Below are 18,069 nucleotides of genomic sequence, written 5' to 3' on the forward strand. Positions count from 1 at the left end.
CAGGCTCAGGACAGCGAGCGGAATGCCCGGTACACCAGCGCGTTGTAGGTCTCTTTCCACAGGAAGCGGGCCTGCATCTCCAGCCCCTGGTAGCGCGATGACGGGGTCGGGGACGGATAGGCCTCCAGGCCAAGGTCCCTGGCCATCATCATTGCCCGGTGCATGTGCAGCGGGTCGCTGACGATCAGGAACGAGGTCAGCCCGGCATGTTCGGCCAGCGCAGCGGCGTTGACCAGGTTGCCATAGGTAGTGCGGGAATCGTTTTCGGTCAGAATGGCTTCGGCCGGCACGCCATGCTGGATCGCATAGCGCCGGCCCACGGCCGCCTCGGTCGGGTAGCCGTCCACTGGCGTGCCGCCGGTAAAGATCAGTGCCCTGACCCGCCCGTCCCGGTACAGCTTGACCGCATGGTTGATCCGCTCGCGGAACACCGGCGAGGGTCGCTCGCCCCAGGCTGCGGCGCCCAGCACCAGCGCGGCATCGGCCGGACGGGTACTGCTTTGTCGCCCATAATCATAAATCTGCCAGGCGGTATATCCGCCGTAAGCAAGCAGCAACAGCACTGCCGTCAGCAATCCGTAGAAAAACCGCCGCACCGTACCCAGACAACCGACTGCCATTTCCGCCCTTACCAGAGTTTGACCGGTGTCGATCATACCCAACTTCCGCTCCTGTATAGTCGCTGGCAGCAGCACATAATCACAGGCGCGGTCCCGATACCGCCCGCCCTTCCGGCTTTTTACGCAGACAAGGAGAACACATGGACTTCCTCACCACCGACCTTTGCGACGAATTTGGCAACCGGGTACAGATTCTGTCACCGGGGTTTCGCGCCTATGGCGGCCTGCCGCGCTTTGCCGGCCCGATCGCCACGCTGAAACTGTTCGAGGACAACTCGAAGGTGCGCGAGATACTCGGCGAGCCGGGACGTGGTCGGGTGCTGGTGGTCGATGGCGGCGGTTCCCTGCGCTGTGCGCTGGTCGGCGATCAGCTGGGCGACCTTGCCGTCCGCAATGGCTGGAACGGCATCATCGTCTATGGCTGCATCCGCGATTCGGTCGCACTCGGCAAGCTGCCGCTCGGCATCCGCGCCCTCGACACCCATCCGCTGAAATCGGTCAAGAAAGACATCGGCGAGCGCGAACTGCCGGTCGTCTTCGGTGGTGTCGCCTTCCGCCCCGGCGAATGGCTGTACGCGGATGAGGACGGCGTGATCGTCAGTCCCGAGCCGCTGGTCTGAACCCCCTTACGCCAGATTGCCGACCCAGAAAAATGCGCTTTACCCTCAAACAGATGGAAGTCTTCGCCGCGATCGCCCGTTATGAAAATGTGTCGCGAGCGGCGGACGAGCTGGCATTGTCGCAATCGGCGGCAAGTGGTGCGCTGGCCGAGCTGGAGCGCCACTACGACATGCAGTTGTTCGATCGTGCCGGCAAGCGGCTGCGGCTCAATGACCTTGGGCATGCCCTGCTGCCGCGCGCGACCGAGCTGCTCGACCGCGCCCACGAACTCGATGCGCTGCTGCGTCACAACGACATTGCCGGCAATCTGGCCATTGGCGCCACCCTGACCATCGGCAACTATCTGGCACCGATCATCGTCAGCGACTATCTGCGCGCGCACGAGTCGGCCCGCGTGCGGCTGGAGGTCGCCAATACCCGCGACATCGTCGAGCAGGTCGCCCATCTTGCGCTGGATCTCGGCCTGGTCGAAGGCGACTTCAACCACCCGGATCTCGATGCCCTGCCATGGGGCACCGACGATCTGGTCTGCTTCGCCCCGCCCAACCACCCGCTGTTGGAAGGCACGCCGGCACTGGACACGCTGGCGTCATCGACCTGGATCGTGCGTGAACAGGGCTCCGGCACCCGCGCGGCATTCGACCGCGCCTTCAGCAAGCACGGCCTGCGGCCGAATGTGCGTCTGGAGCTGGAACACACCGAGGCGATCAAGCGGGCGGTCGAGTCCGGTCTCGGCATCGGCTGCGTGTCCGGGCTGGCGCTGCGCGAGGCCTTCCGGCGCGGCAGTCTGGTCCCGCTGTCGACCCCGCAGCTGAACCTGCACCGCCACTTCCATATCGCCCTGCACCGCAACAAGTTCCGCACCGCCGGCATCGCCCATTTCCTGGAGCTGTGCCGCGCCCATCTGGATGCCGGCCTGCCGACGCGCGAAACCAATATCCTGTAAACCGCCAAAAAAACAAAAACACCGGCAACGAAAGTTGCCGGTGTTTTTTTCAGTCTGCGCTTACAGGATTTCGATAATGCCTGCCGCACCCATGCCGGTGCCGATGCACATCGTGACCATGCCATAGCCCTTCTGGCCGCTTTCACGCATCCCGTGCACCAGTGTCGCGGTGCGGATGGCGCCGGTTGCACCCAGCGGGTGACCGAGGGCGATGGCGCCGCCATTCGGGTTGATCTTGCTGGTATCCAGTTCCAGATCGCGAATCACTGCCAGCGCCTGCGCGGCAAAGGCTTCGTTCAGCTCGATCCACTTCAGGTCGTCCTGCTTCAGGCCGGCGTTTTCCAGCGCGGCCGGAATGGCCACCTTCGGGCCGATGCCCATGATCGACGGCGGCACGCCCTTGACGGCGAAGGACACATAGCGGCCCAGCGGCGTCAGGTTGAACTGCTTGAGCACCTTTTCGCTGACCAGAATCACGGCGCCAGCGCCATCAGACATCTGCGAGCTGTTGCCGGCCGTAACCGAGCCCCTGGCATCGAACACGGTCTTCAGCTTGCCGAGGCCTTCCAGCGTGGTGTCCGGACGCGGGCCTTCATCGGTGTCCAGCGTCTTCTTCACGTATTCGACTTCGCCGGTCTTCAGGTTCGGCACGCGGTAGGTCACGTCCAGCGGGCTGATTTCCGCCTTGAACTTGCCGCCCTGGATCGCGGCGATGGCGCGGCGATGCGATTCCAGTGCAAACGCATCCTGGTCTTCACGCGACACCTTCCACTGCTGGGCCACCTTTTCCGCCGTCAGACCCATGCCGTAGGCAATCGCATAGTTCTCGTCACGGGCGAAGATTTCCGGATTCAGCGACACCTTGTTGCCCATCATCGGCACCATCGACATCGATTCGCTGCCGGCGGCGATGACCACGTCGGCCTCACCGGTACGGATGCGGTCGGCGGCGATCTGCACCGCGTTGATGCCCGACGAGCAGTAGCGGTTGATGGTCAGGCCGCCGACGGTTTCCGGCAGGCCGGCCAGCAGCACGCCGATGCGCGCCATGTTCAGACCCTGTTCGGCTTCCGGGAACGCGCAGCCGACCACGACGTCATTGATCAGGTTCGGGTCCAGTTCCGGCACCTGGGCCAGCGCGCTCTTCAGCACGTGGGCCAGCATGTCATCCGGACGCACATTGCGCATCATGCCGCGCGGCGCCTTGCCGACCGGCGTGCGGGTCGTCGCGACGATATAGGCTTCTTGAATCTGTTTGCTCATTTCAACACTCTCCGAATTCTGTTCGGGCCGGCGGCGCATCGCCTGCCGGCCGCAAAGCGGCTTGCCGGGCTCAGTTGCGCAGCGGCTTGCCGGTGGTCAGCATGTTGGCGATGCGGGCCTGGGTCAGCGGGTTCTTCAGCAGCGACAGGAAAGCCTTGCGCTCCAGGTCGAGGATCCACTGTTCGTCGACCAGGGTGCCGGCATCGACATCGCCGCCGGTCATCACGTCGGCAATCAGGCCGGCGATGGTGAAGTCGTGCTGGCTGATGAAGCGCCCTTCCAGCATGTTCACCAGCTGGCCCTTGATCGAGGCGGCGCCACTGCGACCGGCAACCGGGAAGGCCTTGACCTTCAGCGGCGGACGGTAGCCGGCTTCGGCCAGCGCCAGTGCCTCGGACTTGGCGACATGCAGCAGTTCATAGGCGTTGAACACCACGGTATCGGTCTTGCGGAGGTAGCCGATTTCCTGGCCTTCCAGCGCGCTGGTGCCGACCCTGGCGGTAGCGATGGCCATGAAGTAATCCTTCAGCGCGGCCAGCACGTCGCCCTTTGCCTGCTGCGCGGCGCGCAGCGCAAATTCCTTGCAACCGCCGCCGCCCGGCAGCAGGCCGACGCCCACTTCGACCAGACCGATATAGGTTTCCAGCCCTGCCACCACCTTGTCGGCGTGCATGACGAACTCGCAGCCGCCGCCGAATGCGTAGCCCTGGGTTGCCGCGACCACCGGGATCTGGCTATAGCGCAGGCGCATCGACGTGGCCTGGAACTGGTTGACGGTCGCGTCGATCGCGTCCCAGTCGCCCATCATGAAGGCCGGCATCATCGACTGCAGGTCGGCGCCGACCGAGAACGGGGCGTCCTCGTGCCAGATCACCAGTGCCTGGTACTGGTCTTCCGCCAGATCGATGGCCTTGTTCAGACCTTCGAGCACGGCCGGGCCAATAGCGTGGGCCTTGCTCAGGAACGACACCACCAGCACGCCGTCGCCGCTGGTGAAGGCGCGCACGCCGTCGTTCTCGAATACGGTCTCGCCGAGCTTCGGCGCGTTTTCGCCGAGCACGCGGGCCGGCGCCAGCTGACGCGCGTACACGTCCAGCGACGAACGCGGTACCAGGGTGTTCTTGGTCGCGCTGTATGAGCCTTCCGGGAAGTGCACGCCGGCACGGTTGCCGTCGAGTGCCCAGGCCGGCAGACCGGCGCTGCTCAGGGCGTTGCCGGCGGCACGGTCTTCGTCGATCCATTTGGCCACTTGCTGCCAGCCGGCGGATTGCCAGGTCTCGAACGGGCCGACCGACCAGCCGAAGCCCCAGCGGATGGCCAGATCCAGATCGCGGGCGTTATCGGCGATATCGGCCAGGTGATAGCCGATGTAGTGGAACACGTCACGGAAGCATGCCCACAGGAACTGCGCCTGCGGATTCTGGCTTTCGCGCAGTTTCTTGAAACGGACGGCCGGGTCGGCTTCCTTCAGGATGGCCTTGACCGCGTCGTCGCCCTTCTGGCCGGCTTCGACATACTCGCCCTTTGCCGGGTCGAGCACGAACATCTGCTTGCCGTCCTTCTTGTAGATGCCCTGGCGGGTCTTCTGGCCCAGCGCGCCCTTTTCGATCAGCGCGGCCAGCCAGGCCGGGGTCTTGAACAGCGAGTGCCACGGGTCTTCCGGCAGGGTGTCCTGCATGGTCTTGACCACATGGGCGAAGGTATCCAGGCCGACCACGTCGGCGGTACGGAAGGTCGCCGACTTCGGGCGGCCGAGGCGCGGGCCGGTCAGGTCGTCGACGACATCGAAACGGATGCCGTATTTTTCGGCGTTGTGAATGGTCGCCAGCATCGAGAACACGCCGACGCGGTTGGCGACAAAGTTCGGCGTGTCCTTGGCGCGCACGACGCCCTTGCCGAGCGTGGTGACCAGGAAACGTTCGAGGTTGTCGAGAATGTGCGCATCGGACTGCGATGCGGCAATGATCTCGACCAGGTGCATGTAGCGCGGCGGATTGAAGAAGTGCACGCCGCAGAAGCGCGAGCGCACGTCAGCCGGGCAGGCATCGGCCAGCTTGTTGATCGACAGGCCGGAGGTATTGGTGGCGAAAATCGTGTGTTCGCCAAGGTGCGGCGCCACCTTGTGGTACAGGTCGGACTTCCAGTCGATGCGTTCGGCGATCGCCTCGATAACCAGATCGCAATCCTTCAGCAGAGCCAGGTGTTCATCGTAGTTGGCCGGCGTGATGTAGTCGGCGCGGTCCTTGCCGGCCAGCGGCGCGGGCTTGAGCTTTTTCAGCCCGTCGATGGCCTTGCGGGCGATGGCGCTCTTGTCGCCTTCTTTCGCCGGCAGATCGAAAAGCAGGGTCGGGACCTTGGCGTTGACCAGATGTGCGGCGATCTGCGCCCCCATCACTCCGGCGCCGAGCACGGCCACCTTGCGTACGATGAACTTGGATTGAGACATGGTTTCCTCGGTTGCAGTGTTGCTCTCAAACAGTGACGAAAGCCGTCATGCGCTTTCGTCGCGGAAAATCGGACCGGGCCGGCCCCTCCGGCCCGGTCCTGCCACGCCTGAACCTGATACGGGATCAGAAGGCGCGGTTGTACTGGATACCCACCATGTGGATGCTGGTCTTGTACTGACCCTTGGTGGTTTCGCCGTTGCCGGTGCAGCTGGTCGAAACCGGCGTGCAACTGTCGGTGTAGTTCACGTTGGCGTTGGCGAAGTTCACGTAGGTGTACGCAAAGTCCAGCGAGTCGAGCTTGGTGACCTGATAGTTGCCGCCGAGCGAGAACAGCCAGCGGTTGCTGTCCGGCAGGGCCGAGTGACGCAGGTTGTCATTGCTGACCGGCGACTGGTCATAGGCGATACCGCTGCGGAACAGCAGTGCGTCGTTGTAACGATAGTTCGCGCCGACCGACACCTTGTAGGTATTGCGCCAGTTCTGACGCACGACGAAGTCACCCTCGCCAGCGGTGTTGAAGTTGACGTCGATGCTCTTCATCTGCGAGTGGCGGGTCCAGGTCACATCGCTCATGACCGCCCACTTGTCGTTGATCTGATGGAAGCCGTTGATCGACACCGCTTCCGGCGTCTTCACGTCCACCGTGGCGTCGCTGTCCGGATGCTTGCTGTTCAGCCTGCTGTTGATTGCACCCTGAAGCGCCCCCGGGACGGCACTCGTCATGTTCACGCCGCTGAAGTCCCAGTTTGCCGAGCCGCGCAGCTTCTGGCTGATGGCCGAGCGGTAGGCAATGCCGAAGCGGGTGTTCTCGTCCAGCGTGTACATGTAGCCGAGGTTGAAGCCGTAGCCCCAGTCGTTGCCCTTGATCTTGATGGTACCGGCGCCGGAGATCGCCCCGGCATTGATCAGGTTGGTGATCGCCGACGAAGCCGGGCCAAACGCACCGGCTGCCGCGCCCATGCGCAGACCGGTCACCGCATCGGAGGCCTTGTCGAGTTCCGCGTTCATGTACTGCGCCGACACGCCGAAGCCGAAGCTGTGGTGGTCGTTGAGCTTGAACGAGATCGACGGGTTGATGTTGATGGTCATCAGGTCGATCTTGGTCAGACCGTAGCGGCCGACCCAGTCGCCGCCGTAGTCGAGCGAGGCGCCATACGGCACGAACATGCCAATGCCGGCCGTGATCTGGTCATTGATCTGGTGCGTCAGGTACATCGACGGCGCCACCACGATGTCCGGCGCGAACGAACCGCCATCACCGCCGCCGGTCGGGCGCTTCAGGTAGTTGGTCGAGCCCTTGTCACTGTAGTCCGAATTCGGCAGCACGAAGGTCAGGCCGCCGGAGAACTGGGTGCCCTGCAGCCGCGACATGCCGGCCGGGTTGTAGAAAATGGTGGACGCGTCAGCGGCTTCCGCGCCGCTGGCGAACGCCGTGCCCTGTGCCGACACGCTTTGCGAGCCAAAGTGGTAACCCGAGGCCAGCGCGATCGCCGGTGCCCCGCCCATCATTGCCACCAGCAGGCTAAGATTTTTGATCTTCATGCATCGTTCCTCATCTAGAGCGGATCTAACGAATCTTGGTTTTATATTCAGGCGTACTATCAAACAATCGTTTGATATCGTCCTGTCGTCGATACTATCACTGTCGTTCAGTAATGACAGCGGTTTTTCGAGCAATTATTCCAAACGTTCGTTTCATCCTTTATGCATGAGCATTTGCTGCCAGACATCCCGTTCACACGTTCACAAGCGAACCGGATTGTCTGACAGCCTTGCGTAATCCATCATCATGGAGGCCAGTGGGCGTATCACTTTTACAACACCCGGTTTTTCCTACTCCGGCATCGGCGCCGTCAGCCCCGCAATCACGTATGGCAGCAGGTGACGGGCGACAATGTCCGGGTCGCGTGCCGACACGATCTGTTGCTTCTTGATAAACACTTTCAGCACGTCATTGCCGGCAAAGGCATTGAACATCAGACTGAAACTGAAATGCAGCCGCCAGGCCAGCTCCTCGATGCCGAGTTCCGGCAGCACTTTGGAAAACGCCCGGCTGTAACGTTTGACGAACTCGCTGTGGTCGGCCGGAATCGCCTCGCGCAACATCTTGTGGTTCTCGATGAAGGTGCGCGACAGCAGACGCACAAACAGCGCGCCGCCCCGGGTCGGGTCCCTGGACATCGCCAGCGACGGACGGATGAAGCCGTATACCAGCGCTTCGACCGTCAGTGGCTTGCCCTGTGCCTCGAGCCGGTCCAGCTCTTCGATGCACTGCCGGTTCCACGGTGCCAGCCGGCGAATGACGGCCTGTTGCAGCAGTGCATCCTTGGAACCAAAGTGATAGTTGACGGCGGCCAGATTGACCTCCGCCTGCTGCGTGATCAGACGCAGCGAGGTCGCATCGAATCCATGCTCGATAAACAGCTTTTCAGCCACATCGAGGATGCGTGTCGCGGTATCGGGCCTGTTGACTTCCACACTGTCCTGCTCTTCCCTGCCCAGCGATTCGGTATCCACTAGGGATTCATTCATTATCAATCCAAACGGTTGTTTGAAACTTACGTTTTAATTTTGCGAGTGTCAAGCCACATGCCAAAAAAATCGGGCCACCCGAAGGGGGCGGCCCGATTATCGCAATGAAACACTTGTTTGTCAGACAAAAGACCGCATGGACACTAGCGAAGCTTGGCAGCCAGCCACGAGTAATCATAGCTGGTGATCTCGAACGGGTTGCCGTCCGGGTCGACAAAATAGAACGACCAGGCCAGCTTGTGATCGACGATGCAGTCACGCGCCAGATAGCGCCCGTCGGTCGCCAGCACCCGCTCCCCGGCCAGCTTGTCGATCCAGGCCAGGAAATCCGCCCCACCGACCGAAAACGCAATCACCGAGTGCGACGGGGCGGCATCCACCTTCTCGAACAGGGCCAGATGCACGGTATTGCCGGAGTTGAACAGCGTCAGCGGCCCGCTTGGCGCCTGTGCCCAGGCGGCAAAGCGCGGGTCCGGCGACAGGCCGAGGGTACGCTGGTACCAGACGGCCGAAGCCGCCCGGTCTTTCACCCAGACGTGGATATGGTCAATGACGGAAAGCTTGGGCATTGTCGTTATCGTTGTGGAGTCAGGACTTTTTTCAGGTAATGACCGGTAAAGCTGTCCGGATGTTCGGCCACCGTTTCCGGTGTGCCGGCAACCAGGATGCGCCCGCCGCCATCGCCGCCTTCAGGACCGAGGTCGACCACCCAGTCGGCAGTCTTGATCACGTCCAGGTTATGTTCGATCACCACCACCGTGTTGCCGTTCTCGCGCAGGCGACGCAGCACTTTCAACAGTAGATCAATGTCATGGAAATGCAGCCCGGTCGTCGGCTCGTCGAGAATATACAGGGTCCGGCCGGTGTCGCGCTTGCTCAGTTCCAGCGCCAGCTTCACCCGCTGCGCCTCGCCACCGGACAGCGTGGTCGCGCTCTGTCCCAGCCGGATATAGCCGAGGCCGACATCCATCAGCGTCGACAGCTTGCGCGCCACTGACGGCACGGCGGCAAAGAACGCAAGCGCCTGCTCGACGGTCATGTCCAGCACCTCGTGGATGCTCTTGCCCTTGTAGTGCACTTCCAGCGTTTCGCGGTTGTAGCGCTTGCCGTGGCAGACATCGCACGGCACGTACACATCCGGCAGGAAATGCATCTCGACTTTCAGCACCCCGTCGCCCTGGCAGGCCTCGCACCGGCCGCCCTTGACGTTGAAACTGAAGCGGCCCGGGCCGTAACCGCGCTCGCGCGAGGTCGGTACGCCGGCATACAGCTCGCGGATCGGCGTGAACATGCCGGTATAGGTCGCCGGGTTGGAACGCGGCGTACGGCCGATCGGGCTCTGGTCGACATTGATGACCTTGTCGAAGAACTCCATGCCGGTGATGTCGTCATGCGCAGCCGGTTCGGAACTGGCACCGTTCAGCTCGCGCGCCGCGGCCGCGTACAGCGTATCGTTGATCAGCGTCGACTTGCCCGAGCCGGACACGCCGGTCACGCAGGTCAGCAGGCCGACCGGCACTTCCAGGTCGACATGCTTCAGGTTGTTGCCGGTCGCGCCGAGCACGCGCAGCAGCCGCTCCGGATCGGGCGGACGGCGCGCGTCCGGCATCTCGATGGTGCGGCGGCCGGACAGGAACTGGCCGGTCACCGAGTCGGGGCAGGCCGCGACTTCGGACGGCAGGCCGGCCATCAGCACGTGGCCGCCATGCTCGCCGGCACCCGGCCCCATGTCGACCAGATAGTCGGCAGCACGAATGGCATCTTCGTCGTGCTCGACCACGATCACGCTGTTGCCAAGGTCGCGCAAGCGCATCAGCGTGGCCAGCAGCCGGTCGTTGTCGCGCTGGTGCAGGCCGATGGACGGCTCGTCGAGCACATACATCACCCCGGTCAGCCCGGAACCGATCTGGCTGGCCAGCCGGATACGCTGCGCCTCGCCGCCGGACAGGGTGTCGGCCGAGCGGTCCAGCGACAGGTAGTCGAGGCCGACATTGTTCAGGAAGCCGAGACGATCGCGGATTTCCTTGACGATTTTTTCCGCCACCGCCTGTTTCTGGCCGGTAAAGGCCAGCGAGTCGAACCACGACAGCGTGACTTTCAGCGGCAACTGGTTCAGCTCATGCAGCGTGCGATCGGCCACGCGGACATTGCGCGCCTCCTTGCGCAGGCGGGTGCCATGGCAGTGCGGGCACGGCTGGTTGGCCTGGTACTTGGCCAGTTCCTCGCGCACCGCCTGCGAATCGGTCTCGCGGTAGCGGCGTTCGAGGTTCGGGATGATGCCCTCGAACGGATGCTCGCGCGTGACCTTGGCCCCGCGCTCGTTCACGTAGATGAACGGGATCGCTTCACGGCCGGAACCGTGCAGCACCACGTGGCGCACCTTCTCCGGCAGCATCTCGAACGGCAGGTCGATCTCGAAGCCATAGTGCATGGCCAGCGACTGCAGCATCTGGTAGTAGAACTGGTTGCGCTTGTCCCAGCCCTTGATCGCGCCGGCCGCCAGCGACAGTGTCGGGTGCGCGGCCACACGGCGCGGATCGAAGAAGGTGATGTGGCCCAGCCCGTCGCAATGCGGGCACGCCCCCATCGGATTGTTGAAGCTGAACAGGCGCGGTTCCAGCTCCGGCAGGCTGTAGCTGCAAACCGGACAGGCGAACTTGGACGAGAACCAGTACTCCTTGCCGCTGTCCATCTCCATCGCGATCGCCCGGCCTTCGGCATGGCGCAGCGCGGTTTCAAACGACTCGGCCAGACGCTGCTTCATGTCCTCGCGGACCTTCAGCCGGTCGACCACGACCTCGACGGTATGCTTCTTGTTCTTGTCCAGTTTGGGCACGGCGTCGATCTCGCAGACCTCGCCATCGACCCGCACCCGGACAAAGCCCTGCGCGCGCAGTTCGTCGAACAGGTCGAGCTGCTCACCCTTGCGCTCGACCACCAGCGGCGCCAGGATCATCAGCCGGGTCTCGGCCGGCAGCGCCAGCGCGTGGTCGACCATCTGGCTGACGGTTTGCGACTCCAGCGGCCGGTCGTGATCGGGACAGTACGGCGTGCCGACGCGGGCGAACAGCAGGCGCAGGTAGTCGTGGATCTCGGTGACGGTGCCGACGGTGGAGCGCGGGTTGTGACTGGTGGCCTTCTGCTCGATCGAAATCGCCGGGCTCAGGCCCTCGATCAGATCGACGTCCGGTTTCTCCATCAGTTGCAGGAACTGCCGTGCGTAGGCGGAAAGCGACTCGACATAGCGCCGCTGACCCTCCGCGTACAGCGTGTCGAAGGCGAGCGAAGATTTGCCGGAACCGGACAGGCCGGTAATCACGATCAGCTTGTGGCGGGGCAGGTCGAGATTGACGTTCTTCAGATTGTGCGTACGGGCGCCGCGAATGCGAATGCTATCCATGAAGCTCTCAAGCTGGCAAAGCAACCTGTTAATATACCGGAAATCACTGCCGCAGCCATGCAAGCCGCTCAATCGGTCGCTGGCGGCGGTGTCCGATCCCCTTCCGATACGTCGCTGGCCGACGCCTGTGCAACTCGTCTGAACATCAATATGAATTCATTGGAACTGCGTGCGAGCGTGGGGCTCGCCGGTCTTTACGGCCTGCGAATGCTGGGCATGTTTCTGGTGCTGCCCGTGTTCGCACTGTACGCGACCGCCCTGCCGGGCGGTGACAACCACGCACTGATCGGCATCGCGCTGGGCAGTTACGGTCTGACCCAGGCCCTGCTGCAACTGCCGTTCGGCATGCTGTCCGACCGCATCGGCCGCAAGAAGGTCATCTATGCCGGCCTGCTGCTGTTTGCCGCCGGCAGCTTCGTCGCCGCCGGCGCCACCGACATCTGGTGGCTGATGATCGGCCGCACCATCCAGGGCGCCGGCGCCATTTCCGCCGCCGTCACCGCGCTGCTGGCCGACCTGACCCGCGAGGAAAACCGCACCAAGGCCATGGCCATGATCGGCATGACCATCGGCACCACCTTTGCCGCCAGCCTGGTGCTCGCCCCGCTGCTGACCAAGTGGATCGGCGTCAACGGCATCTTCGCCCTGACCGGCGTGCTGACGCTGCTGGCGATGATCGGGGTCAAGTTCATCATCCCGGACCCGTCAGTGTCGCGTTTCCACTCCGATACCGAGGCCAATACCGCCCGCCTGCCGGTGGTGCTGCGCGACCCGCAGCTGCTGCGGCTGAACTTCGGCATCCTGGCGCTGCACGCCTCGCAGATGGCCATGTTCGTGGTCATGCCGTTCGCGCTGATCCAGACCGCCGGTCTCGACAAGACGCATCACTGGGAGGTCTACCTGCCGGTGACGCTGATCGGCTTCCTGCTGATGGTGCCGGCCATCATTTACGGCGAGAAGCGCCAGCAGCTGAAACCGGTGTTCGTCGGCGCAGTCGCGCTGATGTTCATCGCCCAGCTCGGCATGGCATTCGCGCTGGACTCGTTCTGGGAAATCGTGGTCCTGCTCGGCCTGTACTTCATCGCCTTCAACATCCTTGAAGCCTGCCTGCCGTCACTGATTTCCAAGATCGCGCCGACCGATGCCAAAGGCACTGCCATCGGCGTGTACAATACCGCGCAATCCATCGGCCTGTTCCTCGGCGCGGCGATCGGCGGCTGGCTGTACAGCTATGCCGGCAGCGGCGCCGTGTTCGGCTTCACCAGCATCCTGATTGGCGTTTGGCTTACACTCGCCATCAGCATGGCAGCCCCCATGGCAGTCAGGACCGAGATGTTCCATATCGGTGAAGACTGGCAGGGCGACGCCGCCGCGCTGTCCTCCCGCCTGTCCAGCCAGAAGGGCGTCAAGGAGGCGGTAGTGATCGCCAGCGAGCGCGTGGCCTACCTTAAAGTGATGCAGAACGACTGGGACCGTGCCAGCGTCAACAAACTCATCGAGGAGACTTACTAGATGGCGTCCGTCAACAAAGTGATCCTGGTCGGCAACCTCGGCCGTGATCCGGAAGTCCGCTATATGCCGAATGGCGAAGCGGTAGCCAATTTCAGCATCGCAACCACCGACCAGTGGAAAGACAAGAACGGCATGCGCCAGGAGCGCACCGAATGGCACAACATCGTCATGTATCGCCGTTTGGCTGAAATTGCCGGCGAATACCTGAAGAAGGGCCGCCCGGTCTATATCGAAGGCCGCATCCAGTCGCGCAAATACAACGGCAAGGACGGCGTCGAACGCACCGCATTCGAGATCGTCGCCGACCAGATGCAGATGCTGGGCGGCCGTGACGGCGGCGAAGGCGGCAGCAGCAACTACGGCAGCGGCAGTGGTGGCGCCAGCAGTGGCGGCGGCAACTACGGTGGTGGCAGCCGGGCCAGCGCCGGCGGCAACGCCGCCCCGCAGGACAATTTCCGCGACGACACCCCGCCGGCAGCCCCGCGCCGCCCGGAGCCGAAGCCGGCGCAGAACTTCGACGATCTGGACGACGATATTCCGTTCTGACCGTCACCAGACCCGATAGCGAAAGCCGAATCATTGATTTGATTCGGCTTTTTCCTTATTCGGCCCTTCCCCGGGGCGGTCAGACAGGCAGGAAGGTCGACGCTTGCGCTGACTCCCCATCACTCTCCAGCTTCCTGGCAAGCGCTGCCATCACCCGAAGGGTCGTTTCCATGTCGGCAACCGACAGGCCATCCGCAAGGTCGTTGGCCCATGGCGTCTGAAGGCGCATCGCTTGCTCAAAAGTGCGCGCGCCGGCGTCAGTCAGCACCACCAGTGGCGCTCTCCGGTGATGGGGGTTCGGCTGAAGTGCTACCAGGCCCTCATGCGCAAGGTCATTGACGATCCGCTGGACGTTCTGGCGGTTTGCGCCCATGTCGCGCGCAAGCCAGGCGACAGGTTGCGGACGCTCACTCGCGCTGATCGTGCCGAGTACTTTCCAGCGGGCGCTCGTCAGGCCAATGCCGGCGACCAGGCGGTCTCCTGCGACCAGCAGCCGATTGTTCAGACGAAACAGTTCAAGGGCGAGATCGGTCAGGGCTTTGCCTGACGGGGTGAGTGTGTCTTTGTCCATGCGGGTAAACGTTGCCATGTTGACACCATAATGTCAATTACGCACAATAAAGCTCCATGGTTTCAGATTGACACCATGCATCGCAATGAAATGCGACTCCCGCCCCGGAACCCGGCCAGACCCGACACCTGAAAGACCCCTTCATCATGCCCAAGATCATTCATCGCATCGGTGGCTTTGTTGCGCCGCTCTGCATCGTGCTTTTCTGGACTTCCACCGCCCTCACCGAGCTGTTTGGCTCGCATGCGGCCGTGGCGCAATTGAAATCGCTTATCGTCACGCCGGGGCTGTGGATTCTGGTACCGGCCATCGCCATGGCCGGAGGCAGTGGCATGTTCATGGGCAAGTCGCGGCGTGGCGGGCTGGTTGATGCCAAGAAGAAACGCATGCCCTTTATCGCCGCCAATGGGCTGCTCGTCCTGGTGCCCTGTGCCGTCATGCTCGATCGCTGGGCAGCCGCTGGCAGCTTCGACTCCACTTTCTATCTGGTACAGGCCATCGAGTTGATCGCAGGGCCGATCAACCTGGCGTTGATGGGACTGAATGTACGGGATGGTCTGCGCATGGCCGGCCGGCTTCGCCCATCGCCTGCCCGGGCCTGATCCTGATGGCGTGAACACGGGCTCAGTTGGTCGCTGCACTGGCCCTGAGCCCCCTTTCCCATGCCGAAGTACACGCCCGACTGGCAGAAACTGTCGTGAATACGGCAGTCTGCCTGACTGAATCCGGCCTCTTCCGCCCCCGCCGCCGCGGGGAAACCCCGCCTCCGCCGGGCCATTAACTCCGAAAAAACTGTCAGACAATAAACACCTTGCGTCAGTAGGGTTTTATCACTACAAATGATCTATGCATATGACAGATGCAATTTAATGCCATAGGTGCGGCAGATCAGGCCGGGAGCCGCCAGCAGGTGCCCCACGCCGGATCCTCCCGGAGCGCAGCGACCAGTTCAGGAGAGTGCGGGATGTGGGAAAGCAACGGATTGCCGGAAGCGCCTGATGACTCCCCGGCCCTGCACGCCGGCGAGTCCTGTTCCGGCGGCATCGACATGGTGTTCGTGTGCATGCCGTACGCCGCCGTGGAACGTCCGTCGCTGGCCCTCGGCACGCTGACTGCGGTGCTTGAGCGCGAAGGTCTGTCCAGCCGGGCGATCTACGCCAATCTCGAATTTGCCGCCCGCGTCGGCCGGCAGGCCTATGAAGTCGTCAACAACTCCGAAATCACGCTCCAGCTCGGCGAATGGACGTTCTCCGAAGCGGTATTCGGACAGCAGGGCGACATCGACGCCTTTATCAAGGGCCTGGTCAGCTGTGGCTACACCGAGACCGGCCTGCGGGAGCTGCTGCAGGGCCTGCGCCTCGAGGCCGCCCGCTATCTCGACGAGCTGGCGCAGCGTGTCCTGGCCCTGCAGCCGCGCATTGTCGGCTGCACGTCCATGTTCCAGCAGCACTGCGCGTCCCTGGGGCTGCTTCAGCGCATCCGGGCGCAGTCCCCGGGTACGGTGACCATGCTGGGCGGCGCAAACTGCGAAGGGGAAATGGGCGCGGCCACCCACAGGCAATATCCATGGGTCGACTTTGTCGTGTCCGGAGAAGCCGACAAATTGCTGCCCGAACTCTGCAGACGCATTCTGGCCCGGGGCGCGGGCATTCCGGTCCATCACCTGCCCGAGGGCGTGCTCGGCCCGGCCTCGCGCCGCGTCCTTGTCGTTGCGGGCGCCGCGGCAGCACCGGCGGTCGGTCGGGCTTCGATTACCGATCTCGACGAATTGCCGATTCCGAACTTCGACGACTATTTCGAGCAGCTGCAAGCCTCGCCGCTGCACGGCTACGTGATTCCCGGCCTGCTGATCGAAACCTCCCGCGGTTGCTGGTGGGGCGCCAAGCACCACTGCACGTTCTGCGGCCTGAACGGTTCGGGCATGGCGTTTCGCGCCAAGTCGCAAGCGCGAGTCCAGCAAGAAGTCAGCCAGCTGGCGGCGCGCTACCGGCTCAAGCGGTTCATGGCGGTCGACAATATTCTCGACAACAAATACTTCTCCCAGGTTCTGCCCTTTCTGGCCGAAGCCGGCGACATGCTGTGGTTCTACGAAACCAAGGCCAACCTCACCCGCACCCAGGTCAGCTTGCTGTCGCAGGCCGGGGTGCGCTGGATTCAGCCGGGTATCGAGGCGATGGACGACGGCCTGCTGAAGCTGCTGCGCAAGGGCTGCTCGACCGTTATCAATGTGCAGCTGCTGAAGTGGGCCTACGACTACGGCGTGTGGGTGATGTGGAACCACCTGCACGGCGCGCCGGGCGAAGATCCCGAGTGGTATGAGCACATTGCCGACTGGCTGCCGCTGATTGCGCACCTGCAGCCGCCATCGGGCGGCTCCATGACCCGCATCCGCTTCGACCGTTTCAGCCCCTACTTCAATGAACAGGCCGACTTCGCCCTGGATCTCAAGCCCTGCTGGGGCTATGGCCAGGTCTATCCCGTGCCGGAAAAGCAGCTCGAACAGCAGGCCTACTTCTTCCGCAATGACGGCCACTCCGCCCCGACGCCGACCCGGCTGGCGGCAATGCTGAGCGAGTGGGCCACCCGCTTCTACGCGCCGACTACCAGGGCAACCACGCTGCCCCGGCGGAGTGATGACGCCCCGGTGCTGGCCTGGGTCGCCAGCGGCTACCGGCAGACGGTCCGCGATACCCGGCCCTGTGCCGTCGGGTCGCTGCACGAACTCAGCGAGCTGGAAGGACAGGTCTGTCATGCCCTCGACAGTGCGCAGCATCTGCAGGGTCTGGTGCAGGCCCTGCGCCATGCCGGCAGCACGGTCCCGGAAAGGGAAATCGGCTCCGCGCTGCAACGGCTGGTCGATCTGAAAATCATTGCCGAATTCAACGGCAAGTTCCTTTGCCTGGTCACCAGCGAGAACCCGGTGCCCTACAAGTCGTTCTCCGAGTTTGCCGGCGGCATGTTCAGCCTTACCCCCACACACCGGACACCGCCGAAGCCCGAAACCCCATGGGATGTTTCCTTGAGGGAGTTGTTTGTCTCTTCCACGTAACCGTTCGATTCACCGACGAAGGAAAGCACCGTATGACTACGACTACACCGGCCAGCACCCAGGTTCCGCAAACCCGGCGCGATCTGGAAACCCACATCATCACCAAGGCCTGGAAGGATCCCGAGTACAAGGCCCAGCTGCTCAAGGACCCGAAGGCGGCGCTGCAGGATGCGCTCAAGAGCATTGACCCGTCCCTCTCCCTGCCCGACTCGCTGCAGGTCCAGGTGCACGAGGAGAACGCCAACCTGTTCCACCTTGTGCTGCCGCGCAATCCGAGCGAGATCTCGCTCGCCGAGGTGGTAGGCGACAACCTTGAAGCCGTGGCACCGCAAACCATCGCCGTCGTGCTGGTTGCAGTGGTCGGTGCGGCTGCGGCAGCCGTGGTCACCTACCTGGGGGCGGCGAACGTTGTTGGCGCCGCCAATGGCACGGTCACGGCCAACGCCGTGGCCAACACCAACGCCGTTGCCTGACGACAGCACCCTGTAGTGCCCGGAGGGGTGCGGCCAGGATGTCGGCTGCGCCCCTCTCCGCCCCGATTACCGCCCGCACGATCCGGAAA

The 18,069-nt window shown here is 63.2% G+C and carries 15 protein-coding genes; 7 read left to right on the forward strand and 8 right to left on the reverse strand.

Annotated elements, in window-relative coordinates; genetic code table 11:
- Positions 1 to 5 precede the first annotated feature (5 nt).
- A complete protein-coding gene (locus Q352_RS0113175) occupies positions 6 to 656 on the reverse strand; it encodes a YdcF family protein (RefSeq protein ID WP_244879580.1) in 651 nt (216 codons plus the stop codon).
- A gap of 104 nt (positions 657 to 760) precedes the next feature.
- Here Q352_RS0113175 and rraA point away from each other — a divergent pair, with 104 nt between their 5' ends.
- Together rraA and Q352_RS0113185 are read left to right on the forward strand one after the other, a co-directional pair.
- Positions 761 to 1,240 (forward strand): ribonuclease E activity regulator RraA, encoded by a 480-nt coding sequence (rraA, locus tag Q352_RS0113180; protein ID WP_028499750.1) that lies wholly within the window; start codon positions 761 to 763, stop codon positions 1,238 to 1,240.
- Between the two features lie 32 nt (positions 1,241 to 1,272).
- Positions 1,273 to 2,187 (forward strand): LysR substrate-binding domain-containing protein, encoded by a 915-nt coding sequence (locus Q352_RS0113185; protein WP_028499751.1) that lies wholly within the window; start codon positions 1,273 to 1,275, stop codon positions 2,185 to 2,187.
- 60 nt (positions 2,188 to 2,247) lie between these two features.
- Here Q352_RS0113185 and Q352_RS0113190 read toward each other — a convergent pair whose 3' ends face one another.
- From Q352_RS0113190 to uvrA, 6 genes are all read right to left on the reverse strand, one after another.
- Entirely contained in the window at positions 2,248 to 3,450 is a 1,203-nt protein-coding gene (locus Q352_RS0113190) for an acetyl-CoA C-acyltransferase (RefSeq protein ID WP_028499752.1), read from the reverse strand.
- A 70-nt stretch (positions 3,451 to 3,520) separates the two neighbouring features.
- The gene (locus Q352_RS0113195; RefSeq protein ID WP_028499753.1) at positions 3,521 to 5,896 is read right to left on the reverse strand and encodes a 3-hydroxyacyl-CoA dehydrogenase/enoyl-CoA hydratase family protein; all 2,376 of its coding nucleotides are present in this window, start codon (positions 5,894 to 5,896) and stop codon (positions 3,521 to 3,523) included.
- Positions 5,897 to 6,020: 124 nt separating this feature from the next.
- Entirely contained in the window at positions 6,021 to 7,439 is a 1,419-nt protein-coding gene (locus Q352_RS0113200) for an OmpP1/FadL family transporter (protein WP_028499754.1), read from the reverse strand.
- Between the two features lie 291 nt (positions 7,440 to 7,730).
- Positions 7,731 to 8,429: a TetR/AcrR family transcriptional regulator gene (locus tag Q352_RS0113205; protein ID WP_084300165.1), complete on the reverse strand. Its 699-nt coding sequence runs from the start codon at positions 8,427 to 8,429 to the stop codon at positions 7,731 to 7,733.
- A gap of 143 nt (positions 8,430 to 8,572) precedes the next feature.
- Positions 8,573 to 8,998 carry a VOC family protein gene (locus Q352_RS0113210; RefSeq protein ID WP_028499756.1) on the reverse strand — a complete coding sequence of 142 codons (426 nt, stop codon included), beginning with the start codon at positions 8,996 to 8,998 and terminating at the stop codon, positions 8,573 to 8,575.
- Between the two features lie 5 nt (positions 8,999 to 9,003).
- Entirely contained in the window at positions 9,004 to 11,829 is a 2,826-nt protein-coding gene (uvrA, locus tag Q352_RS0113215) for an excinuclease ABC subunit UvrA (protein WP_028499757.1), read from the reverse strand.
- 150 nt (positions 11,830 to 11,979) lie between these two features.
- Here uvrA and Q352_RS0113220 point away from each other — a divergent pair, with 150 nt between their 5' ends.
- A complete protein-coding gene (locus tag Q352_RS0113220) occupies positions 11,980 to 13,341 on the forward strand; it encodes an MFS transporter (RefSeq protein ID WP_028499758.1) in 1,362 nt (453 codons plus the stop codon).
- Positions 13,342 to 13,887 (forward strand): single-stranded DNA-binding protein, encoded by a 546-nt coding sequence (locus Q352_RS0113225; RefSeq protein WP_028499759.1) that lies wholly within the window; start codon positions 13,342 to 13,344, stop codon positions 13,885 to 13,887. It begins immediately after the preceding gene.
- A 79-nt stretch (positions 13,888 to 13,966) separates the two neighbouring features.
- On the opposite strand, the gene Q352_RS0113230 is transcribed toward Q352_RS0113225, so the two are convergent.
- Positions 13,967 to 14,476 carry a MarR family winged helix-turn-helix transcriptional regulator gene (locus tag Q352_RS0113230; protein WP_199489800.1) on the reverse strand — a complete coding sequence of 170 codons (510 nt, stop codon included), beginning with the start codon at positions 14,474 to 14,476 and terminating at the stop codon, positions 13,967 to 13,969.
- Between the two features lie 128 nt (positions 14,477 to 14,604).
- Here Q352_RS0113230 and Q352_RS0113235 point away from each other — a divergent pair, with 128 nt between their 5' ends.
- From Q352_RS0113235 to Q352_RS22360, 3 genes are all read left to right on the forward strand, one after another.
- Positions 14,605 to 15,060 carry a hypothetical protein gene (locus Q352_RS0113235; protein WP_028499761.1) on the forward strand — a complete coding sequence of 152 codons (456 nt, stop codon included), beginning with the start codon at positions 14,605 to 14,607 and terminating at the stop codon, positions 15,058 to 15,060.
- A 362-nt stretch (positions 15,061 to 15,422) separates the two neighbouring features.
- The gene (locus Q352_RS21080) at positions 15,423 to 17,507 is read left to right on the forward strand and encodes a RiPP maturation radical SAM C-methyltransferase (RefSeq protein WP_051528944.1); all 2,085 of its coding nucleotides are present in this window, start codon (positions 15,423 to 15,425) and stop codon (positions 17,505 to 17,507) included.
- Positions 17,508 to 17,539: 32 nt separating this feature from the next.
- Positions 17,540 to 17,980 (forward strand): NHLP leader peptide family RiPP precursor, encoded by a 441-nt coding sequence (locus tag Q352_RS22360; protein WP_051528945.1) that lies wholly within the window; start codon positions 17,540 to 17,542, stop codon positions 17,978 to 17,980.
- Positions 17,981 to 18,069: the final 89 nt, after the last annotated feature.

The sequence above is a fragment of the Microvirgula aerodenitrificans DSM 15089 genome, from assembly GCF_000620105.1.
Lineage (GTDB): Bacteria > Pseudomonadota > Gammaproteobacteria > Burkholderiales > Aquaspirillaceae > Microvirgula > Microvirgula aerodenitrificans.